Source organism: Vibrio sp. MMH1-50 (genome assembly GCF_022347645.1).
GTDB lineage: Bacteria > Pseudomonadota > Gammaproteobacteria > Enterobacterales > Vibrionaceae > Vibrio > Vibrio harveyi.
In genome coordinates this window covers 37,535-57,400 of the sequence record NZ_JAKRGG010000038.1, presented here as the reverse complement: position 1 = coordinate 57,400, position 19,866 = coordinate 37,535, and the positions used below count along the sequence as shown (strand labels likewise).

At 46.4% G+C, this 19,866-nt stretch carries 20 protein-coding genes; 6 read left to right on the top strand and 14 right to left on the bottom strand.

Features of this window, described 5'->3' with window-relative positions; genetic code table 11:
• Position 1: 1 nt before the first annotated feature.
• Positions 2 to 1,534 (top strand): MFS transporter, encoded by a 1,533-nt coding sequence (locus MHO32_RS21155; RefSeq protein WP_239213850.1) that lies wholly within the window; start codon positions 2 to 4, stop codon positions 1,532 to 1,534.
• 105 nt (positions 1,535 to 1,639) lie between these two features.
• Here MHO32_RS21155 and MHO32_RS21150 read toward each other — a convergent pair whose 3' ends face one another.
• The 5 genes from MHO32_RS21150 to MHO32_RS21130 form a co-directional block, all read right to left on the bottom strand.
• A complete protein-coding gene (locus MHO32_RS21150) occupies positions 1,640 to 2,242 on the bottom strand; it encodes a TetR/AcrR family transcriptional regulator (protein ID WP_239213847.1) in 603 nt (200 codons plus the stop codon).
• Positions 2,243 to 2,386: 144 nt separating this feature from the next.
• Entirely contained in the window at positions 2,387 to 3,148 is a 762-nt protein-coding gene (locus MHO32_RS21145; protein ID WP_005449633.1) for an iron ABC transporter ATP-binding protein, read from the bottom strand.
• 11 nt (positions 3,149 to 3,159) lie between these two features.
• Entirely contained in the window at positions 3,160 to 4,110 is a 951-nt protein-coding gene (locus tag MHO32_RS21140; protein WP_154202136.1) for an iron chelate uptake ABC transporter family permease subunit, read from the bottom strand.
• Positions 4,103 to 5,059 (bottom strand): ABC transporter permease, encoded by a 957-nt coding sequence (locus MHO32_RS21135; RefSeq protein WP_017189870.1) that lies wholly within the window; start codon positions 5,057 to 5,059, stop codon positions 4,103 to 4,105. Before MHO32_RS21135 ends, MHO32_RS21140 begins: the two co-directional genes overlap by 8 nt.
• Before the next feature lie 238 nt (positions 5,060 to 5,297).
• Positions 5,298 to 6,218 (bottom strand): siderophore ABC transporter substrate-binding protein, encoded by a 921-nt coding sequence (locus tag MHO32_RS21130; RefSeq protein WP_029788702.1) that lies wholly within the window; start codon positions 6,216 to 6,218, stop codon positions 5,298 to 5,300.
• Positions 6,219 to 6,421: 203 nt separating this feature from the next.
• Here MHO32_RS21130 and MHO32_RS21125 point away from each other — a divergent pair, with 203 nt between their 5' ends.
• From MHO32_RS21125 to MHO32_RS21105, 5 genes are all read left to right on the top strand, one after another.
• Positions 6,422 to 7,363, top strand: a complete 942-nt coding sequence (locus MHO32_RS21125; RefSeq protein WP_005429183.1) for a LysR family transcriptional regulator — start codon at positions 6,422 to 6,424, stop codon at positions 7,361 to 7,363.
• Between the two features lie 135 nt (positions 7,364 to 7,498).
• Complete coding sequence (locus MHO32_RS21120) at positions 7,499 to 9,529, top strand: TonB-dependent receptor domain-containing protein (protein WP_239213844.1); 2,031 nt, start codon at positions 7,499 to 7,501, stop codon at positions 9,527 to 9,529.
• Between the two features lie 88 nt (positions 9,530 to 9,617).
• Positions 9,618 to 10,052, top strand: coding sequence for an EamA family transporter (locus MHO32_RS21115; protein WP_045485822.1), 435 nt, complete (start codon positions 9,618 to 9,620; stop codon positions 10,050 to 10,052).
• A gap of 276 nt (positions 10,053 to 10,328) precedes the next feature.
• A complete protein-coding gene (locus tag MHO32_RS21110) occupies positions 10,329 to 11,270 on the top strand; it encodes a hypothetical protein (RefSeq protein ID WP_239213841.1) in 942 nt (313 codons plus the stop codon).
• Between the two features lie 22 nt (positions 11,271 to 11,292).
• Entirely contained in the window at positions 11,293 to 12,063 is a 771-nt protein-coding gene (locus MHO32_RS21105; protein ID WP_005449606.1) for a hypothetical protein, read from the top strand.
• A 72-nt stretch (positions 12,064 to 12,135) separates the two neighbouring features.
• Here MHO32_RS21105 and MHO32_RS21100 read toward each other — a convergent pair whose 3' ends face one another.
• The 9 genes from MHO32_RS21100 to MHO32_RS21060 all read right to left on the bottom strand — a co-directional run bounded on the left by MHO32_RS21100 (position 12,136) and on the right by MHO32_RS21060 (position 19,653).
• Positions 12,136 to 13,320, bottom strand: coding sequence for a multidrug effflux MFS transporter (locus tag MHO32_RS21100; RefSeq protein ID WP_053052178.1), 1,185 nt, complete (start codon positions 13,318 to 13,320; stop codon positions 12,136 to 12,138).
• Positions 13,317 to 13,946 carry a recombinase family protein gene (locus tag MHO32_RS21095; RefSeq protein WP_005449602.1) on the bottom strand — a complete coding sequence of 210 codons (630 nt, stop codon included), beginning with the start codon at positions 13,944 to 13,946 and terminating at the stop codon, positions 13,317 to 13,319. Before MHO32_RS21095 ends, MHO32_RS21100 begins: the two co-directional genes overlap by 4 nt.
• A gap of 188 nt (positions 13,947 to 14,134) precedes the next feature.
• On the bottom strand, positions 14,135 to 14,371 hold the full coding sequence (locus tag MHO32_RS21090; protein ID WP_005449600.1) for a hypothetical protein: 237 nt from the start codon (positions 14,369 to 14,371) through the stop codon (positions 14,135 to 14,137).
• A 314-nt stretch (positions 14,372 to 14,685) separates the two neighbouring features.
• Positions 14,686 to 15,831 carry a cyclopropane fatty acyl phospholipid synthase gene (gene cfa / locus MHO32_RS21085; RefSeq protein WP_038898030.1) on the bottom strand — a complete coding sequence of 382 codons (1,146 nt, stop codon included), beginning with the start codon at positions 15,829 to 15,831 and terminating at the stop codon, positions 14,686 to 14,688.
• Between the two features lie 7 nt (positions 15,832 to 15,838).
• Positions 15,839 to 16,840, bottom strand: coding sequence for a sulfite reductase subunit C (gene asrC, locus MHO32_RS21080; protein WP_239213838.1), 1,002 nt, complete (start codon positions 16,838 to 16,840; stop codon positions 15,839 to 15,841).
• Between the two features lie 12 nt (positions 16,841 to 16,852).
• On the bottom strand, positions 16,853 to 17,653 hold the full coding sequence (asrB, locus tag MHO32_RS21075) for an anaerobic sulfite reductase subunit AsrB (protein ID WP_005449587.1): 801 nt from the start codon (positions 17,651 to 17,653) through the stop codon (positions 16,853 to 16,855).
• The gene (gene asrA / locus MHO32_RS21070) at positions 17,653 to 18,681 is read right to left on the bottom strand and encodes an anaerobic sulfite reductase subunit AsrA (RefSeq protein ID WP_239213835.1); all 1,029 of its coding nucleotides are present in this window, start codon (positions 18,679 to 18,681) and stop codon (positions 17,653 to 17,655) included. Before asrA ends, asrB begins: the two co-directional genes overlap by 1 nt.
• 25 nt (positions 18,682 to 18,706) lie before the next feature.
• On the bottom strand, positions 18,707 to 19,498 hold the full coding sequence (gene cobA, locus MHO32_RS21065; protein WP_045485795.1) for a uroporphyrinogen-III C-methyltransferase: 792 nt from the start codon (positions 19,496 to 19,498) through the stop codon (positions 18,707 to 18,709).
• A complete protein-coding gene (locus MHO32_RS21060; protein WP_009695888.1) occupies positions 19,498 to 19,653 on the bottom strand; it encodes a hypothetical protein in 156 nt (51 codons plus the stop codon). Before MHO32_RS21060 ends, cobA begins: the two co-directional genes overlap by 1 nt.
• Between the last annotated feature and the right edge of the window lie 213 nt (positions 19,654 to 19,866).

Here is a 19,866-nt window from a genome sequence, read left to right as displayed (position 1 = left end):
CATGAAAACACGTTCACCATTGCTGATTTTTGCGCTGTTCGCCATTGCGGCTTTTGGAATCAATTCGGTGATGTTTACCGAGTTGTCCCACGAGATGGCAGCCACATCCGGTTTGTCCGCAGATGAAGTCGAGTTAGTGAAAATCGGCTTTATGATCACTCAAGTATTAGGGTTTATGTTTACCCCAATCATGGTGCGTAAGCTTGGTACGTCATTGCCATTGCACTCTTCATTGCTGGTGGGTTTGGGAACAAACCTTGCGCTCTATTGGACTGGTCAGCATGCGTTGTTGTTCACACTGACTTGGTTAGTAAGCGGCTTTTTCATGAGCATGTTATTGGTGGTGGTGAACCTTTATCTACTCAATACTTTTGAGCAGCGTTGGTTGCCTGCGATTATTGCGCTGACACTGATCTTCTCAACACTGTTACCAATGGGCGCTTACCCGTGGTTGGTGGCTGAGATTGTTGAAGAGTTTGATTGGTCGTTTTTGAACGTTGTTTCGGCTTGGTTGTACTTTTCAGCTCTAGTAATGATCGGCGTATACAAACCTCAGGCGATTGAGATTGAAGCTAAGCCAAAATCATCAGCTTCAGTTTACTTCGTACTCGCGCTAACGATGAGTTTGGTGGTGTTCCTACTCATGCGCGGCAGCTACTACAACTGGTTGGATTCAGACTGGTTTGTACAGGTTTTTTCTGTCGCTGCAGCACTGGTTTTGTTGGTGGTGTATCAGTTGGTGAAAACGCGCCATTTGGATACTGCGTCGATGCAATTGCACGGCAAGTTAAAGACTAACGTGTTTATGTACAACGCCTTTCTTGCAGGCTTTGCCGTGATGGCAAGTACGGTGCTGTTTGCTAACTTCCTAAAAATGGCGATGCACTATAACAGCCTCAATGCGGGCTATGCGCAGTTGCCATCGTTTTACGCCATGTTGGTCGGCATGCTGGTAAGTGTATTGGTGTATTACTTCCGCCGTCCGCTGGCGGATGCTGTGGTGCCTTTTGGCGTGCTGATGATTCTACTGTCGGTGCATGAGTTCAGCCAATTACCAAGCTTTGTTGGTACAGAGTCACTACCCATCCCAATGCTGCTGCGCGGTTTTGGTGTTGGCTTGTTGAACGTGTCGGTGACGATTGCGGTGTTGATGTATTTCCAAGTAGGGCAGCGCTTAGAAGGCATTGCTAACTTCTATCTGTTCCGAACCATGGGCGGGGTGATTGGCGGGGCGTTTTTCTCTCGTGTGATTCAAAACCACAGTGCGCAAGCATCGGGAGAAATTGGTCGTACTCTGGATGGTTCTAATCACGTATTCGCAGCTTACGAGCAGGCGTTGAGCGGTGCGATTCTAACTCATGGTCGCTTACCTAATCCGGCGCTCGGCATGAGCCAGATTAGTGCCGTTGTGAAGGAGCAAGCAACGACATTGGCGCTGAGTAATTCGTTGGTGATGTTTATTGTGTCTATTTTTGCGCTTGCGCCAATCTTGTTGATTGGTAAGAAGCTAGCCGCAAAACAAGAAGCGCACTGAGGTTAGGTAAACAGAACAAATAGCCAGCCAAACAACTCGGTAACTAAGCCGTAAAAGAACAAAGGGAGCCAATGTGCTCCCTTTGTTTTTTTAGTTTTGAGGTTCTTAGCGCTGATAAAGTTTAAGGAACGCCGTCACCGCTTTTTGTGTGTGCGAATCCAATTCTTCATCACTTAAGAAATCAAAGCCCATCAGTGCCATGTTCTGGTAATCCATTTTGATCAGCGCGAGTAGCTGCCCGCAGGCTAAATCGGCATCATCGATGTTAAGTTGCTGGCTGATGGTGTCGGTTTTTAGAAACTCAATTAAGTATTGGTGAATACGCTGCGGTCCGGTTTGCCAAAACTGATTTGGAACCGAGTCGTGTTTATTAAAATCAGCAGACACGATGCGATAAAGCGATAAGATTGGGTTAGAGCAAATGCCACGTAGATACTTTTTAGCGAAGTCTTCTAAGGTTTCTCTTAGTGGTTCATTCTGTTTATCGGCAAGTTGGAAAACGGATTCTAGGCTGATCTTGGTGTTATGCGCGAGCACTTCAACAAACAACCCTTCTTTATTGGAAAAGTAACGATAAAGGGTCTGTTTTGAACCACCACAAATTGCAACGATTTGATCGAGTGACGTGTCCTTGTAACCCTGTTCAATAAACAGCTCGGTTGCCACTTCGATGATTCGAGTTCTTTTCTTTTCAGTAGATGCGCGCATAACTAAATCAACTTAAATAAAACTGTTCAGTACAGTATCATTATTGCTGCCGAGACACACCGCTTTTCCGCGTTTAACGCTTCTTCATTGACCAAAATTAAAAAAGGCGACACGAGGCCGCCTTTGGAATCAGATTGGGTTACGTTAACGTCGGTAGTACAACGAAATACGGTTGCCGTTAATCTCTTGCACGATAAATGGAATCTCGTAAATATCGCTCAGCACTTCAGCATCAATCACTTCTTCAACCAAGCCTGCTTTGATGACTTCACCAAGTTTCATCGCTACGATGTGGTCAGAGTAACAAGACGCAAAGTTGATGTCGTGAATCACGATCACTACGGCTTTGTTCTTCATTTCCGCAAGCTTACGTAGCGTACTCATGATGTCGACGGAGTGCTTAATGTCGAGGTTATTCAGCGGCTCATCCAAGAAGATGTAGTCGGTATCTTGCGCTACCACCATAGCAATAAACGCCATTTGACGCTGACCGCCAGACAGTTGGTCGATAAAGCGATCTTTCAAATGGTCGATTTCCAGATGTTGCATCGATTCATCAATGATGCGGTGATCTTCTTCTGTCAGACGACCTTGCGAGTATGGGAAGCGACCAAACGCCACCAAATCACGCACCGTAAAGCGCATGTTGATGTTGTTTGATTGGCGCAGCACTGATAGGCGCTTTGCCAAGTCTTCGGTATTCCATTGGTCAAGCGGCTTATCACCAATCACGACGCTACCAGCATCGCTTTCTGTTAGTCGGCTCGCCATAGACAGTAGGGTACTTTTACCCGCGCCGTTAGGACCAATAATGCTGGTTACTTTACCAAGTGGAAAAAGGGCATCGGCGTTTTTTACCACGTATTTTTCGTTGTATTTTTTGCTAAGACCTTGAATACGGATCATGTGATAAACCCTTAATCGAATTTGTTTTTCATAAGCAGAAGCAAGAAGTAGCCGCCGCCGATAAAGTTGATAATAACGCTGATGGTGGTGTCGAAATCGAACAGGTTTTCAACCACCCATTGACCGCCAGACAGCAGTACAACTGACAGTACTGAGCTTGCGGCAATCAATAAGCGATGTTGGTAACCAGTGAAGATTTGGCGAGTCAGAGCCACAACAATCAGACCAAAGAACAAGATTGGACCAATCAATGCGGTCGAGATAGACACCATCAAAGTGATGATGAACATGACTTGCATGGTCAGTTTGTGGGTATCCACACCTAGGCTTTTCGCGTTATCGACACCAAGCCACATTACGTCTAATTTGTGGGCAATACGCATTAGGTACGCACCACACAGCAGCATCGGAACCACACACCAGTACACCAACTCACTGTTGATGTTGTTGAAGCTCGCGAACATGGAACTTTGGATGAAGGTGAACTCATCTGGGTCGGTGATCATGGTGAAGAAACCAGTGACACTGTTGAACAAGCTACTCAACACGATACCAATCAACAAAAGGGTGAAGATATTGCGCTGACGACCACGAAAGTAGAAGCTGAACAAAGTCATCGCACACACAATCATGATGCCAGTCGACAACACGAAGTTGAGTTTGCTGTTGATGACCAAAGCACTCAAGCCCCCAAACATCACCACAAGCAGCACTTGAATCATCACGTACATGGAATCGAAACCCAGAATCGAAGGGGTGAGGATTCGGTTGTTGGTGATGGTCTGGAAAATCAATGACGAAGACGCAATCGCCATTGCTGCCAAGACAATCGCCAGTACTTTCGGGATGCGGCGTGACAAGAAGAACTGGTAGTTATCTGGCGTTAAGCCCTTGCCGATGAACACCGCACAAATCAAAACCGCCGCGATTGCCAGCAGCGTTACTTTCATAGAATCACGCATTCGATTTGTCTCTCAGAACTAGGTAAATGAAGATTGAGCCACCCAAGATGCTGATGATCATCGAAATTGGAATCTCGTAAGGGAAGATAATGAGTCGACCTAGAATGTCGCAAGTAAGCACCAAAATCACACCTGCGTATGCGGTCCAAGGCAAGTTACGACGCATGTTGTCACCAATGAACAGCGACACAAGGTTTGGCACGATAAGCCCAAGAAACGGAATCATCCCGACGATCATTACCACCGATGACGACAGTACAGCCACAAGGATCACACCAACCAGAACGATGCGTTGATAGTTCAAACCAATGTTTTTTGCAAAGCTTTCACCCACACTTGCCGCGCTAAAGCGGTTAGCGTAAGCGTAAGCCAGAACCGAGACCGGAAGAGCGAGATATAAGAATTCGTAGTTACCACGCAATACCGAGGCGAAGTTAGCCACAGTCCAAGAACCAAGAGTCTGTACTAGGTCGTACTTGTAGGCAATAAAGGTGGTCATGGATGACACCACGTTGCCATACATGATGCCGATCAGCGGGACGAGTACGGTGTTCTTAAACTTCAAACGTTGCAAGAAGCGCACGAAGATCACCGTACCAATCACAGAAAACGCGAAGATGGTGACCAGGTGAACCCAACTGCTCATGTCTGCAAACAGAATCAGCGCGACGATGTAGCCGAACATTGCCCAATCGACCGTACCGGTGGTGGATGGGGCAGCAAAGCGGTTTTGCACGATCTGCTGCATGATCAAACCAGCGATACTCAAGCCTGCTCCGGCTAAGACGATGGCAAGCAAGCGGGGTAAGCGACTAACCAGCAAGATGTTCAAACTGTGGCTGTCACCAGCCAAAATCTGCGAGAGTGAAACGTTCGCCACCCCAACCAACAAAGAGGCGCAGGCGAGTACGACGAGCAGCAAAAAAGCCAAGATATGATGTAATTTCATGGTGTATTTATAGGGTGATAAAAACAACAATGACCTTTCGCACCGTGAAGCGGGAAAGGTCACCGATTAGAATGAGCAGGAAAGAAAGCACCTACAAACGCTGCCCAAAGGGTTCGGCTAAAAGCGTTTTACTCTTTGTTGAGTCAATTTTACTTAGAACCACTAGGCTTCAATCGACTCGCCGCGATTAAAACGCTTTTATCTCGAACAAAATTTAACCACGAAAGATAAACAGACCCTAGTCAGCAATGACTTGGTTCAGCTCTTTAATCATGGTTTGCGTCGATTGGTAGCCACCTGCGGTTAAGTACCAAGCCGCTGGGTCCATAAACAGCACGCGGTTGTTTTTCGCCGCTGGTGTCGACTTCACGAGATCGTTGTCGAACAGCTGTTTTGCTTTACCACTGCTCTGACCGATGGCTTGTTCGCGGTCAAGAATAAGCAGTACTTCAGGTTGCGCATCAGCGATGTATTCGAATGAAATCAGGTTGCCGTGAGTGCGTGGTACAGATTTCACGTTTTCAGAAGTCGAAGTCGCGAAGCCTGCTTCTTCATACACGAATGAGAAACGGCTGTTGGTGCCAAACATTGCCAAGCTGTTACCACTGTTTGAGACCGTCAGTGCGCGTCGTGGTTGTTCTTCTACTTTTGCGTGAAGATGGTCGATTTGCTCTTGAACGTCTTCGATTAACTGCTCAGCTTGTTCTTCTTTGTCGAAGATGTCACCCAGCGTGCGCCAGTGTTCTTGGGTTGTTTTCCAGTAGTCGGTGGTGTCGATACGGAACATGTAAGTTGGTGCGATGTCGCTCAGATCTTTATAGATATCTGCCATGCGACCTTCTGCGATGATCAGGTCTGGCTTGAGCATAAACAGCGTCTCGAAGTTCACTTCTTTTACGCTACCCGTATTCACAAACGAGTCGATTTGGAATTTTTCTAGTGATTTTGGCAACAGTGTTTTTGGCATGCCGACAGGTGTTACACCCAAAGCATCAATGTAGTCTAAACTGCCGTAGCCTAGAACAACGACGCGTTGTGGAACGCCATCAATGTCTACTGTGCCCAAGCTGTGTTGGTAGGTTTTAGCCATTGCCCCGATAGGAGCCAATGCAAGCAGCAAAGCTCCCGTTGCTACGCGAAGAGAAGTTTTACCCAACATAATGATTTCCAAAAGGTGCGATGCAATCTCGCATTAGTGCCTTAAAAAACAAATAGTGCTTTAAAAAATAAAGCGGGAGATTAGTCGTAAAGCGGTATAACTAATTTGATTAAAATCAAATAAGAATGATTATTGATTGCAGACACATTAGCAGATAGTCTATATGCAGCAACAGAATTAGCGGAATAGTGAGTATTCAAAAAATGAATTTAGCTCAAGTCGACTTGAACTTATTGTTTATTCTCAAACACCTACTTGAAGAGAAGCATGTTTCCAACACAGCGGTATCGCTCAATATGAGCCAACCATCGGTGAGCCGCTCTTTACAAAAACTCAGAAACTTGTTCAACGATGAGCTGTTAGTACGTACTGCACACGGCTACGAATTGACCCCAAAAGCCGAAGTGATCAAGCAAGATTTGAACACCGTTCTAACCGGGCTAGAAAAGCTGATGTACGGTCAGTCATTTGTACCTGAAAAGAGTAACGGGACGATCCGTTTTTACGGCTTGGTTCCACAGGTAATTTTCTTACTGCCACCGATTGTTTCGCGTATCCGTGAAGAAGCGCCGAACATGATTGTCGATATCGACTCCATCCCGAAGCGCCATTTCGATGCACTGATTGCAGGGGATGTACATTTTGTGCTCTCAACCGCCGAGCCGCCTAGCTCTGAGCAGAATTTGTACCGCATGAAAATTGCCAATCGCGACTACCGATTCCTGATGAGCGAAACCCATCCGCTTGCGCATGTTGAAGAGCTGACGGTAGAGATGCTGCTCGATTGCAATTTCGGTCAAATCTCACTTCAAGGAGGCAAAACGCTGTCGATTTATCATCGTTTTGTCGAGCTTGGTGTGGTGGATAAAAAGCGTCAATTATCGATTCCTGTCCAGCTTTCAAACTTCAATGCTGCACCAGCGATCGCAGAACAAACAGATGTGATTTTTCACTTGCCAACACCCTTTGCGGAAGATGCTTGTCAGGGCAGGAAATTGATTACTAAAACCGTACCGAAAGCGATTCGAATGGACAGTGAATCGGTCTATTTGTACTGGCATAAGCGCTATCATAACGACCCGATGTGTAATTGGGTTAAGTCATTATTTAAAGAAATATATGGCTCAACTGAGAGTGAATGGTAAAGGAATTCATTATTCACATTTGACATAATCGTAATAACTTCGGCAAATGCTCGGTTGCTTGTCTTCGTTATGTAAAGGCTATTTAATGCGAACCATTATCATTATAAGTTCCATTAAAGTTTATAGGTTTTTACCATGTCGAAGACGACTCCGTTTGCGCCAAAACCATTAGCAGTGGTGATCGGTGCGCTATGCACTTCTTTTTCTGTCTTTGCTGATACAACGCCAATCGAAGCTGATGAGCAGCTTGTTGTAACAGCAACTCGTACCCAGATGGAGCTGAAAGACGCACCAGCTTCTATGTCGGTGATCACCGCTGAAGATATCGAAAACGATCCGGGCATCACGCTGGCAGACATCGTGTCTAATGCAACCAGCGTGGAGTCAGACTTCGACAGCACACGTGCGGGTCGTCAGCAAATTTCTATCCGTGGTATGGATTCTAAGTACACATTGATCATGGTAAATGGTCGTCGCATGAGTTCAGCAAGTGCGATTGTACGTGGTAACGACTTTGATCTTTCTGCGATCCCAATGGATTCAATTGAGCGAGTAGAGATCATCCGTGGTCCTATGTCGGCGCTTTATGGTTCAGACGGCATGGGCGGTACGATTAACATTATCACCAAGTCGCCAGACAACGATTGGAGCTCACAGCTTAGCCTAGATAACACATCGCCGAATGATGGCAATGGCGGTCAAGAATACACCGTAGGTTTGACTACATCTGGCGCTCTGATTGACGACACACTATTTGCTCGTTTTTCGGTTTCTCAAACTAGCCGCAATGCATGGCAGCCGTACACAGGAATTAAGAGTGTGAAAGGTCAAGATTACGACCGTTCAGAAATTACTGCTCTTGAAGGTCGTGACAGTTTGGCGATGTTCGGTACACTTTCTTGGCATTTGGCTGATAACCAATTCATCGATTTAGATCTTGGTTACAGCGATGATGAACGTGATACGGCGGCTGAAAGCGCAACGACTGTGCTTTACTCTGAATCTCACGTTAAACGTAACAGCCAAGCGTTATCGCACACTGGGTTTTGGTCTTGGGGTGATACGCAAGTTCGTTACTCACGTGAAAACGTAGAGAACATTGAAGCGGCAAACGATGGTGCTGATTCAATTGAAGAGCTGACACAAATCTTTGAGGCGTCAGCAACGACTTATCTAGGTGAAAGCCACACAGTAACCTTTGGTGTGGATTACCAAACTAGCCAACTTACGAACCCTGAGCATATTAAGGGCAACAAAGCAGAGGCATACCAAGGTGCCGTATTCGTTCAAGACCAATGGGAAATGACCGATACGTTGACGGCAACGATTGGTGGTCGTTTGGATAAGCACGAACACTACGGTGAAGAGTTCAGTCCGCGTGTGTACCTAGTACATCAAACAACGGATGATTTGGTATTGAAAGGTGGTGTGGGTAAAGCGTTTAAAGCACCAACCATGACGCAAAACCATCCAGACTTCTCGATGAACAGCTGTAAGGGCAACTGTAATATCGTAGGTAACGAAGATCTGGAAGCAGAAACCAGCGTTAACTATGAGTTCTCGGCATTGTACAGCGGTCGTAACTGGAACCTAGAAGGGGCGGTATTCCGTAACGAAATCGAAAACCTGATCGAACAAACGGATATCTTCTGTGAAGTGGGTACATGGTCGAGTGCGGTGATGAGCTGTATCGATGACAATGGTGACCCTATCGATCGTGAGTTGTCTAACCCGTACAAATCTTACCAAAACGTATCAAAAGCGGTAATTCAAGGTGTGGAGCTGACCGGTAGCATTCAGTTTGCCGAGCAATGGGCGATGTCAGGTAACTACACTTATCTGGATACTGAAGATAAGTCGACAGGTGAAGAGTTGAACGAGCGTTACAAGCACTCTGCGTTTGCACGATTAAACTGGTACCCAACTCAAGATTTGAACCTGTTTGCTAGCGCGCGCTACCGTGGTGAGCGTAAGATTGATTCAGAGTTAACTCAAGATGCTTACACCACAATGGATCTAGGCACGGTTTATCATGTGAGCGATGCGCTGCGTATTCGTGCGGGTATCACTAACCTGACTGACGAACGTGTATCTAAAGAACTAGAGAACATCGGCTATGTAGAAGCGCCACGTACTTACTACGTTGGTATGACGGCAGACTTCTAAGCTCTGGTGAGACACTGATTCGAACACATGGCGTTGCAGTATACTCTGCAACGCCTTTTTTGCTTTTAGGGATGAATGGGGAAAGGCAATGCTACAAACTTCTTGGTTATTTTGGGCGCTTATGTCAGCTGCGTTCGCAGCGATGACCGCAGTATTGACCAAACTGGGTGTCGCCAATATCAACTCAGACTTGGCGACCTTTATTCGTACCTGCGTCATCCTTGTCTTAGTCGGTTTGATTGCTTACGCGACTAAGCAATTCAGTGCCATAGGTGAGATCTCGACCAAAGGTATGGTGTTTTTGGTGCTGTCGGGCTTAGCAACCGGCGCATCATGGCTGTGTTACTTTCGCGCTATGTCATTGGGGCAAGCTTCTCAAGTTGCACCTATCGACAAGCTGAGTGTGGTGTTAGTTGCGATCTTCAGTGTGGTTTTGCTGGGAGAGAAGCTCAGTATGGTTAACTGGATGGGGATTGGCTTGATCACCGCTGGCGTGATTTTGGTAAGTCTGCAAAGTTCTTAGTTGAAACCTCCAACATGGTTTGAAAATAACAGCGCCTACTTTGTTTAAGTGGGCGTTTTATTTTGATTTTCCAAGTATAAAACTGTCCAACTCATTACCCAACAGAGACACAGCGCGGACGGCGTTGTATATAATTAATTAGGATTGTTGCGCATTTGCTCAAGCTAATGTTGAAAAGCGTGTGATTTACCATCAATGAAAGTGATGGAGTAAAAGTTATCTGTTTTCTTCTCTGTAGCATCTTAGTAAAATCTGCGGGCAACTTGGGAGTATTACATGAGTTATAAACACACCTATTTAGCTTGGCAGGCACACAACGTTAGTGCTGAAGAGAAGCTGGTTCTTCTAAAACTATCGGACATCGCGAGCGCAGATGGACAAGCATCGTTTGTCTTGCGTGATATTACACAAGAGTGTCTGTGCGAAGAGTTCAAGTTAAGTAGCATCTTGTTTGCTTTATCGCAAAAAGGTTTGCTCGCGATGGGGCGAACCACACGCGAAGGCAGTGTAGAGAGGCATTCATGTCAGCTCACATTAGACTCCGATTCTCAATCTGCGCCTCAACCATCGGTACAACAAGCCGCGCCAATGACAGAGAAACCGTCGATCACGACGTTAGAAGGAGCTGGCTTGCCGCAATGGGCAAATAAAACATGTGATTTCTATAAGGTTCCGGCAAGCTATAGAGACGATGTTTGGCGTGAATTTATTCGCCAAAATGGTCGGGGTAATGTCAACATTTCAAGGTTGGAGCGCAATTTTGAAAACTGGCTTGAAGAAAGTAAACGAACTGGGCGTTTAGAAAAACTAACCAGTAGCCACCAAGCCGAAGAACCAGCAGCGCCAAATAGTTATCGAAACGTTGAAAGTAGCAGTCGTCTAAATAATGGTTATCTCAACTCCTACGATCTCGATGAAAACACAATTCCAAGCTGGGCGGAAAGAGAGCTGCACCACTCTGCTTTAGATATGGATTTACGTGTGTTCTGGAAAGAGTTCGTGTTGTACCAAAAAACGCAGGCAAACTTCATTGGTCCTGTTACCCAATTCGTCAACAAGTTAAGATATTCGATTAACTTGAAGAAGCAGTGGATGGAAAAAGATCGCCAAAAACAAGCGAGATATCAACAGCACAGCAGTGCTCGAGATAAGCATGTCAGCCCTTCTGAAGAATTTAGACAATTTTTGAGAGAGCAAGGCAAGAAACCATCCTTCTAATTGACCCAAAGAGATAGAAGCTATGAGCTATTCTAAAAAACCAAAAAAAGTGGACTTTTCGTCATTCGAAAGTCGACTTCGTGAACTTGGTATTGAAGCTAACGTGGATCACTTGAACAAAGATAAAGTATCTACCAGTCAATCTCTTACTGTGAAAAATGAACCTAGCGTAAGCTGGGAGCAACCCATTGTCACTGAACCACAGCCGACGTTTTCTGAGCAAGCGCTTGTCGTTACTCAAGAAGCGAGCGATCGATGCAATGAGGTGTTTGGTACGCTCTTTAGTATCTATGAATCAACATGGGTGCAAAGCTACGGTAAACGTCCAACAGGTCGCTTTTTGGATTTCGCGGATTCGCTTACAGATAAAGAGTTAGTGCGAATTATCCAGCACTGTCGCGAGCGTCTGCAATCGGGGGACCGATGGCCGCCAATTATGGGTGAATTGGTGGTATTGAAAGATTTACCAACGGAATCTGAGTTGGAGGATGCGTTAAACCGAGTCGTGGCACGTACGCCAAATGACGATATTGAATTGTGGTTAATGCAAAGCAAGTTCTACGAGCTACGTCGACTGCCTGAGCATCTGATTTTAAAGAAATTCCGTGAATACTACCGTCAGGCGATGAAATTGCTTGAGAAAGGAAAGCTCACGACAGCACCTATTGCTTTACCGACTCACTCGGTGAAAAGCATGACGGACTTAAAGCGTGAAGAATACGAACATGAGCACGGTAATAAGCTGCATCCTCGTATTCAAGCTATCTTAGACGCAAAGAAAAATAACGATTAATTTGTTCCTGCTTTAAAAAACAAAAAGACAAGCTAAGCAAAATTAACTTGTCTTTTTGTTTATCTATCCTTGCTATTGCTCTGAAGGCTGCTCAGTTGCAAAGCCTCGCAAGATATTGGTCAAGGTAATTGTCGCGAATACCACAATCACTAACGACAAGTGCCACGCTTGGCTCAAACCGAGCTGCACGAGCGCCATACTGACCAAGGATGACACCACCATTTGACCACCGCCCGACATGGCAGCCGCCGCTCCTGCTTGCTTCTTGTATGGCTGCATAACCATGGCTTGAGCACAAGGTAGAGCGATCGCATTGCCTAAGATCATCAGCAGTTGACCAAGCATCAAATATAGCGGTTCGACTGGGCAAAAGAACAGCCACACTGCGGAGCTTAGGTGCAGGATAGGCGTCGCCAGTAGCATCTTCTTCGTGCCGATGATTGGGCGCACACGGTTACAAATACTGGTGCCGCAAATCATGCCAAATGCAGGAATCAGTGCCCACATCGCGTATTGATCAGATGTCATGCCAATTTGGTTTTGCATGATAAAAGGCATTACCGAAACAGTGGTGATCATCAAGCTGAAGTTAAGCCAACCGATACTGGCAAAACTCATGAAGTAACGAGAAGTCAACAGATCACGATATTGCAGCAGCATTTTTTTCGGTGATGGCAGTGGGGAGGTTTGTGTGATGGTCTCTTTAAAGCGCACCAATATAACAATCCAAGCTAGTGAGACGTAACCGAGCAGTGAAATAAACACCATGGTCCAGCCGAAGTGGGCGTTAATGAAGCCACCAATAACGGGGGCAACTAATGGTGTGATAGACGCAGCCATTGCGATGTAGGAAAGGGCGACAGGCAGCTCTGGTCCACTAAAGCGGTCACGGGTGGATGCACGAGCTAATACGGCGCAACAACCTGTTCCCAGACCTTGCAGAAAACGCCCCATCACCATACCAGTGAAGGTATTGCTGAAGAAGATGATCATCAGCAGGCCGAGCATAGCAATCAACAAGCCGGTCAGTAGGACTTTTTTACGACCTAGTGCATCAGATACTGGACCGTAAATAAACTGAGAGGGACCGAATCCAAGTAAGTAAACACTTACCAATAGCTGAGCTTGGTCGAGGGAGATATCAAAGTCTTTCGCAATCCAAGGCAATGATGGAAACACCAAGCCCATGCTGAGTTGACCAACGCTGATGATCAAACAAGCTAGCAAGATGGTTTTAAATTCGAATGCTCGAGTCATGACTTTTCACCATCACCGCGGCGACGTAGGCTTCCTTCTTCATCGAACTGATTCAGCTTGGCTTTCACCCGTTTTACCGTCGATAGGCTCACATCACATTGCTCTGCGACACTTTGGAGCGTGTTTCCTTCCAACAATAGCGTCGCGATGTGTTGATGTTTTGCTTTATCTGCCGGACGGCCTCGGAATTTCTGCTTCCACATCTGTGGATTGTCTTTGAGCGCCTTGCGACCTTGTTCCGCGGCAAATAGACGGTGTTGAGTTTGGACTTGCCCATAGCCAGAAAGCAGTGAGATCAAGGTTTGTGTTTGTACCGAACCTGGTTCAAAGGTCAACGGCTCACAAACCGTTTTTAGGGTGACGCCTTGATCAAGTAGAGCTTGTATTGTGTTTAATGCTTGGTTGAAATCGCGCCCAAACGCGGTTAGCCACCAAAGTACGACAGTGTCACCGGATTGAACGGTGTTGATGAGTTGCTGAAAAGCGTGTCGTTCTGCTGGTGGTGTGCAGCCACGTACTTTGTCTTCAAAGTGAACGGCTTTAGGGGCAAAAGTTCGCAGAGTGTTAAGCTGTTCGGGGTAAGCTCGATTCTTTGGTGAGTGGCGCGTATAGAGAAAGGTGTTCATGATCGCGAATTGCCTCGTCTGAATGGCTCATATACTGTAATGGTCCATAAATATACACTGGTTCATTTGTTCTCACAACACCAAATGACCCATATATAAGGTAATGATTTTTTATCTCTATGATACATAAATGAAAACTAGCCGAAGAAATTGGCTAGTTTTTTGGGAAATGAATGAGTTTGGCGAGTTTATCGCAATAAGAAGTAAGGCGTATTAACGTAAGCATGTCCCGCTGATATCGCATAAGGCAGTACGACTTTGCCAACGGAGACTGCGGTGTTAACCAGTGGTTGAACGTTGATATTGGCATTCATCAAAGTAGGACGAACGTTGGGTGCCAAGCGATAGTGACCGGGCGTTGAAACGCACCCAGAAAGTGTCGATGTAAACAGTAGTGCGATGATGATTGATTTGATGGCTTTCATAGTGGTGACTCTCAAAATGGTATCTTGGCTCTGGTTTTGTTTGTTGGGATGAGCCTTGGTTGAGAGGAAGATTGCCTGAGTCGAGCGAACGGCACCATCAATGCTCAACAAGTCATAGCGCACAAGACTAAAAGTAACACTAGACGTTACTAAGTATTAGTTTTTGCGAGGAGAGTCACTATAAAAGCCCCCTAAATGGGACTTTTCGGACTGTGGAAGTGAACTGTGAACTGTAAAAAAAGCCAGAATGAAACCGCCCATTCTGGCTTGGAGCCAAACTAAGGTGCTCAAAACACAATCTGGAGGCAGATTGCTTACATGGAACGTACGGTCAGTGGACGACGGCGACCAATCTTAGTTAGGGCGAGTTGCCATAGGCTCAAATCTCGTGAGCGAAAGGCGCCAGCACAGCTGAGTAAGTAGTATTTCCACATGCGGTAGAAATCTTCACTGTAATCGCCTTTGATTTGATTCCACGATTGTTGGAAGTTGGAGAACCAGCACATCAGGGTTTTGTCGTAGTCTTCACCGAAATTGTGCACATCTTCGATGTTGAATCGATCTTCCATCGCCTCTGCGAGGTTCTTCATCGATGGAATGACACCATTTGGAAAGATGTATTTCGAGATCCACGGGTCCGATGCGGTAGTGCTGTGGTGTGAACCAATGGTGTGTAGCAAGAACACGCCATCATCTTTCATGAAGCGCTCTGCGCACTCGAAGTATTCCGCGTAGTTCTTCGGTCCCACGTGTTCAATCATACCGATAGAAACGATGCGATCGTATTGTACGGTGGGTTTGAACTCGCGGTAGTCCTTCAAAATGAAGTTCGCGACTACGCCATTTTCTATCGCCAGTTTGCTGCCGAGCTTCTTCTGTTCTTTGGATAGAGTGAGACCATCGCAGATAACGCCATACTTCTTCGCTGCGTAAATCATAAAGCTTCCCCAACCACAGCCAATATCGAGAATACGCATCCCTGGTTGCAGATCGAGCTTGCGACAAATCAAATCCATCTTGTGCTCTTGCGCCTCATCCAGTGTCGAAGCTCGATTCCAGTATCCACAGGTGTAAGTCATGCGTGAATCGAGCATCTTTTGGTAAAGCTTATTGCCGATGTCATAATGGTGCGGTACATCGAATTTACAGCGCTCAATGCTCTGCGGGTTAACCCAGCTTTTCAATTTTAGTTTCGCAGCGGAAGAGGCAAACTTGAGTTTTTCAGCCAGCCCCAGTTTGCCTTCAATGTCGTTTAAAAGTACGCGTTCAAAGAACTGATCCAAGCGACTGCAATCCCACATCTTGGACATGTACGCTTCCCCTAAACCCAAGGAGCCTGACTGCATCACAAGCTCATACACTTTTGGGTTAAATACTTGGATATCCCACGGATTCGAGCCGTTAATGGTAATACCTGCCGGGGCTAACGCCTCTCTAAACATTTCTTCTAGTTTGTTCATATTATGCCTATTTCACGTGCATGTTCGCTACGTATTCATCTTCTGCCCAATACATACGTTCGGCGACTTTGGCTTCTGGATTTAGGCTAACGCCATCTAAGACACGCTCTCTAAAACGCAAGTAGCCGCCTTTATCGATCAGATGTCCCATGTGAAGGTAAATCGGCTTACCGTCCAACATCTCTTTTTCAAATTCGAACAGATTGTCGATGACAGGGTGTAGGACGTCTTCCGTTACCCAATTGAGGAACATCTTGCCAACGCGAGGGGTCTTCTTCGAAGTTCGACCGCCCAGTTTGACCATATAGAATTGTTTTGGATCTCGACGCCAAGCCAGTGTCGGACAAGCAAGCACACATTCGCCGCAGCCAATGCATTTGCTTTCTTCCTTCACCGCTTTACCGTCTTTGAGTGACAAGCAATCTACTGCGTGGTGCGCACAAGCTTTGACGCAAGCACCACAACCAATACAGCGATGACTTTCGAAATTAATCTTGGCGATACCGAAGATGCCGAAATCTGCCATATTGGCTTTGGCACAATCGTTCGGACAGCCTGCCATGACCATTTTTAAATGGTATTTACTTGGGTAAACGTGACGCTCCATTCGCTGTGCCAAGCCAGTGGTATCGGTATTGGCTTTCTGGCAGATTCGACTGCCCTGACAAGCGACGATATTACGCCCACCAATCGACTGATAACCTGCTTGCGTGTCATCGACATCAATGCCGCACGTATCGACGGTGATGTCTTTGATGAAGGGCTCCAGCGCTTTGTTGACCTCTGGAATATCTTCATAGCGAATGCCGGGCATCGCCAGTTTTTGTCGCGTGGTGAGGTGAATAACACCATTGCCCCACTTCTCGGCGATCTCTTGCGCAGCGCCGAGCAGGTAAGCAGGCATAATGCCACCTGGAATGCGTACGCTGATCATGCACTCGCCACGTACTTTCGATAGGCGGTAATCGCCATTGGCGCGCATTTTGATGATATCTACGTCCATCGTCATTGTGATTCCCTCCTAATCGATCATGGTTCTGGCGTGGTCATAACGGAAAACCGGACCATCCAAGCACACGTACTTGTCGCCAATTCGGCAGTGGCCGCATTTACCAACTGAGCAAGCCATTCTGCGTTCGTAGTCGACCCAAATTTGGTCCTCTTGAATGCCTCTGGATAAGAAGTCCTGCACGACGAACTTAATCATGATCGGTGGACCTACTACGATGACGCGGATGTTTTCCTTGTCAGAGAGATCAAGTTTGCTGATGTGCTCGGTAACTAAGCCGCTTTCATAGAAGTGTTCGTCGCCACCGTCATCCAAGGTGGTGATGACGTGATTGGAGTAAGACCAATTCAGCAAGTCGTTCTTGTACAACACGGCATCTTGGTTTTTGAATCCGAGGATCAAAGACATTTTCTTCACATCACTTGGGTTGTTGTGAAAGTAGTTAATCAGCCCTTTAACCGGAGCAACGCCAGTGCCGCCCGCGACCACAATGAGGTGTTTATCTTGGTACTCTTCCATCGGGTAGCCATTGCCCATTGCGCCGCGCATCATCACGCGGTCACTGGCGTTTAATTGGAACAGCTCGCTGGTTACCTTGCCGACATTACGTATCAGCAAGTCGACGTAACCTAAGCCGTAGTCGGAGACGGAAATAGGAGCTTCACCCACAAGGGATAAACCCACTTCGACAAATTGTCCGTAGTGCACCGGAAAGTCACACGCAACGCGAAAGTTCCATTCCAGTTCTGTGTGCTTTTCGATATGAATAATCGGGTAGCTTTGCGGCAGCATTTTGTTTTCACAATCGCACATTAGAGCGCCTCCTCTACAATCGATGTCATCTTGTTGATGATGTTGCTAAATGAGATGTAGTGAGGGCATCGGTCGTCGCAGCGCCCGCATCCGACACACATATGGTGTTCGCCTTGGCGAGACTTAAAGTCGTTGACCTTGTGTAAGGCGCGATAACGTAAGCGCTCTCCAGTTTTATGACGGAAGCTGTGACCGCCTGCCATATCCGAGAAGCCATCAATCATGCAACTGGCGTGTTGGCGGCGACGTTCACCCACTTTGGCTTCTTGGTTGTAAACCACATCAAACACGTTGAAGCAGGCACAAGTCGGGCATGAGGAAGTGCAGCGACCGCAACCAATGCAGCGTGAATCGTATTCTGACCACACTGGATGGCCGAGTAACACTTCGCGTACTTTAGCCGGATCATCGCAAACCGAATCTGGCGTACACACTTTGACAGGATTGGACTTGACGAAGCTGACCCTGTGCTCAACGTCTTTGCCTTGTGAAAAATACGGCGTCAGTTCTGGATCTTTAATAGTGACAATTGCGCCATGCTCACTAAATTGAACTGAAGCCGCAAAGTTGTCCGTTTTATTGGTGCCCATAGAGACACAAAAGCAGTTTTCGAAACTTTCGCTGCATTCAATCAGTACGAGTTTGAGTTTCTGGCGCAGACGTTTGTAGTAGAAGTCTTCGTGACCGCCGTTTTCTAAAAGCATGTAATCAAGGCTTTTGAGCGCATTGATGTCACAAGCTCTGAGAAACAGAAACACAGGACGCGCATCGACGCTGGATTCTCGCAACTCGTCGGCGTTAAACCAAAACAGGGTTTCGGTAATTGGGAAGACGATTTCTTTGGGTGAGAAGTGGCTTTTCTCTTTCCACTCCAGTTGGTCGTAACGTTCGAGTTCTTGGTAATCCAAATTTGGGGTATGGGCAAAACGACCTGCGTATTCTTCATAGACGGGCGCCATCACCTTATAGCTCTGACGTAACGCCTCGATCGCCGAACCCATTTGCTGAGTAGTTAAAAACTTAGGCATTGTTCTATCTCGTTGTTTTCAAAAACTAATGAATCGTGCGTTCTAGACAGGGCTCGGCGGTGGACTCAAACCATTCCAGTGACTGTGAAAGGGAAACCACGTCTCCGACCACTATGATTGCTGGCAGTGGTGGTTTTTGCGTTTTGCAGGTTTCATACAGTCCAGCTAAGGTAGTGACGATCTTATTTTGATTTTCTCGTGTCCCATTGCTGACGATAGCGCAAGGTGTATCTGGCGCGAGACCGTGAGCAATAAGGTTGTCTGCGATCGCTTCTGCTTTGTGTAGCCCCATGTAGAAAATTAGGGTGTGGTCGATGGCGGCAAGTGCGCTCCAATTTGGTTCGCTAGCATCATTACAGTTTCGACCCGTTACCAAGGTGACACCCCTCGAAACTTGTCTATGAGTGACCGGTATCCCCGCATAAGCACAGCACCCGAGCGCTGCAGTTACACCCGGCACAACTTCATAGTTGATACCTTGTTGAGCTAAATAGGTCGCTTCCTCACCGCCTCGACCAAATACAAACGGGTCGCCCGCTTTTAAGCGACATACCGTCAGACCTGTGATTGCGTAGCCCTTCATCATTTGGTTGATTTCTGCCTGAGTTTGCGAACACTTACCGTAGTGTTTGCCTACGCAGATTTTTAGGGTTTTTCGTGGAATTACATCCAAGACTTCTTCCGAAACCAGATGGTCATAAAGCACAACATCAACGCGATTGAGCAGACGAAATGCTTTAATGGTGAGCAGTGATGCATCGCCTGTGCCCGCCCCAACCAAATAAACCTGACCATAAGATGGATTGGATGCCTTCATTAAAAAATACCCCAAATCAATACAACGAATAGGATGGCGGCAATGAGCCAATAAAACACTTGATGAACGTTGTCGCTAATCCAACCTAGCTCCTCTAACATCTCGTTAGTCAGGTCTAAATTTATTTGCTCTATGTAATCGTCCAGTTCTTTCATTTTCAATTGGCTTCATGCAATCCCCTGATGCATTTAAGGTTATTGGTGAGAGCCGTTAAGTTAAATCAAAGAAAAATAAACACCTGTTCAGAACTGATTAACGAGAGGGTGTTTGGGGGCAGAACTTGAGTCGGTTAAAAGACGGGAAAGAGGAAAGGGGAGTGTCAGTTTTTTTGATTTAACTGACTGTAATAAAAATAAAAAAGCCAGAGC

Bases quoted from the DNA above. Each gene is read 5' to 3' on its own strand.
- MHO32_RS21155 (WP_239213850.1), top strand. From the start codon at position 2: ATGAAAACACGTTCACCATTGCTGATTTTTGCGCTGTTCGCCATTGCG.
- MHO32_RS21150 (WP_239213847.1), bottom strand. From the start codon at position 2,242: ATGCGCGCATCTACTGAAAAGAAAAGAACTCGAATCATCGAAGTGGCA.
- MHO32_RS21145 (WP_005449633.1), bottom strand. From the start codon at position 3,148: ATGATCCGTATTCAAGGTCTTAGCAAAAAATACAACGAAAAATACGTG.
- MHO32_RS21140 (WP_154202136.1), bottom strand. From the start codon at position 4,110: ATGCGTGATTCTATGAAAGTAACGCTGCTGGCAATCGCGGCGGTTTTG.
- MHO32_RS21135 (WP_017189870.1), bottom strand. From the start codon at position 5,059: ATGAAATTACATCATATCTTGGCTTTTTTGCTGCTCGTCGTACTCGCC.
- MHO32_RS21130 (WP_029788702.1), bottom strand. From the start codon at position 6,218: ATGTTGGGTAAAACTTCTCTTCGCGTAGCAACGGGAGCTTTGCTGCTT.
- MHO32_RS21125 (WP_005429183.1), top strand. From the start codon at position 6,422: ATGAATTTAGCTCAAGTCGACTTGAACTTATTGTTTATTCTCAAACAC.
- MHO32_RS21120 (WP_239213844.1), top strand. From the start codon at position 7,499: ATGTCGAAGACGACTCCGTTTGCGCCAAAACCATTAGCAGTGGTGATC.
- MHO32_RS21115 (WP_045485822.1), top strand. From the start codon at position 9,618: ATGCTACAAACTTCTTGGTTATTTTGGGCGCTTATGTCAGCTGCGTTC.
- MHO32_RS21110 (WP_239213841.1), top strand. From the start codon at position 10,329: ATGAGTTATAAACACACCTATTTAGCTTGGCAGGCACACAACGTTAGT.
- MHO32_RS21105 (WP_005449606.1), top strand. From the start codon at position 11,293: ATGAGCTATTCTAAAAAACCAAAAAAAGTGGACTTTTCGTCATTCGAA.
- MHO32_RS21100 (WP_053052178.1), bottom strand. From the start codon at position 13,320: ATGACTCGAGCATTCGAATTTAAAACCATCTTGCTAGCTTGTTTGATC.
- MHO32_RS21095 (WP_005449602.1), bottom strand. From the start codon at position 13,946: ATGAACACCTTTCTCTATACGCGCCACTCACCAAAGAATCGAGCTTAC.
- MHO32_RS21090 (WP_005449600.1), bottom strand. From the start codon at position 14,371: ATGAAAGCCATCAAATCAATCATCATCGCACTACTGTTTACATCGACA.
- cfa (WP_038898030.1), bottom strand. From the start codon at position 15,831: ATGAACAAACTAGAAGAAATGTTTAGAGAGGCGTTAGCCCCGGCAGGT.
- asrC (WP_239213838.1), bottom strand. From the start codon at position 16,840: ATGACGATGGACGTAGATATCATCAAAATGCGCGCCAATGGCGATTAC.
- asrB (WP_005449587.1), bottom strand. From the start codon at position 17,653: ATGTGCGATTGTGAAAACAAAATGCTGCCGCAAAGCTACCCGATTATT.
- asrA (WP_239213835.1), bottom strand. From the start codon at position 18,681: ATGCCTAAGTTTTTAACTACTCAGCAAATGGGTTCGGCGATCGAGGCG.
- cobA (WP_045485795.1), bottom strand. From the start codon at position 19,498: ATGAAGGCATCCAATCCATCTTATGGTCAGGTTTATTTGGTTGGGGCG.
- MHO32_RS21060 (WP_009695888.1), bottom strand. From the start codon at position 19,653: ATGAAAGAACTGGACGATTACATAGAGCAAATAAATTTAGACCTGACT.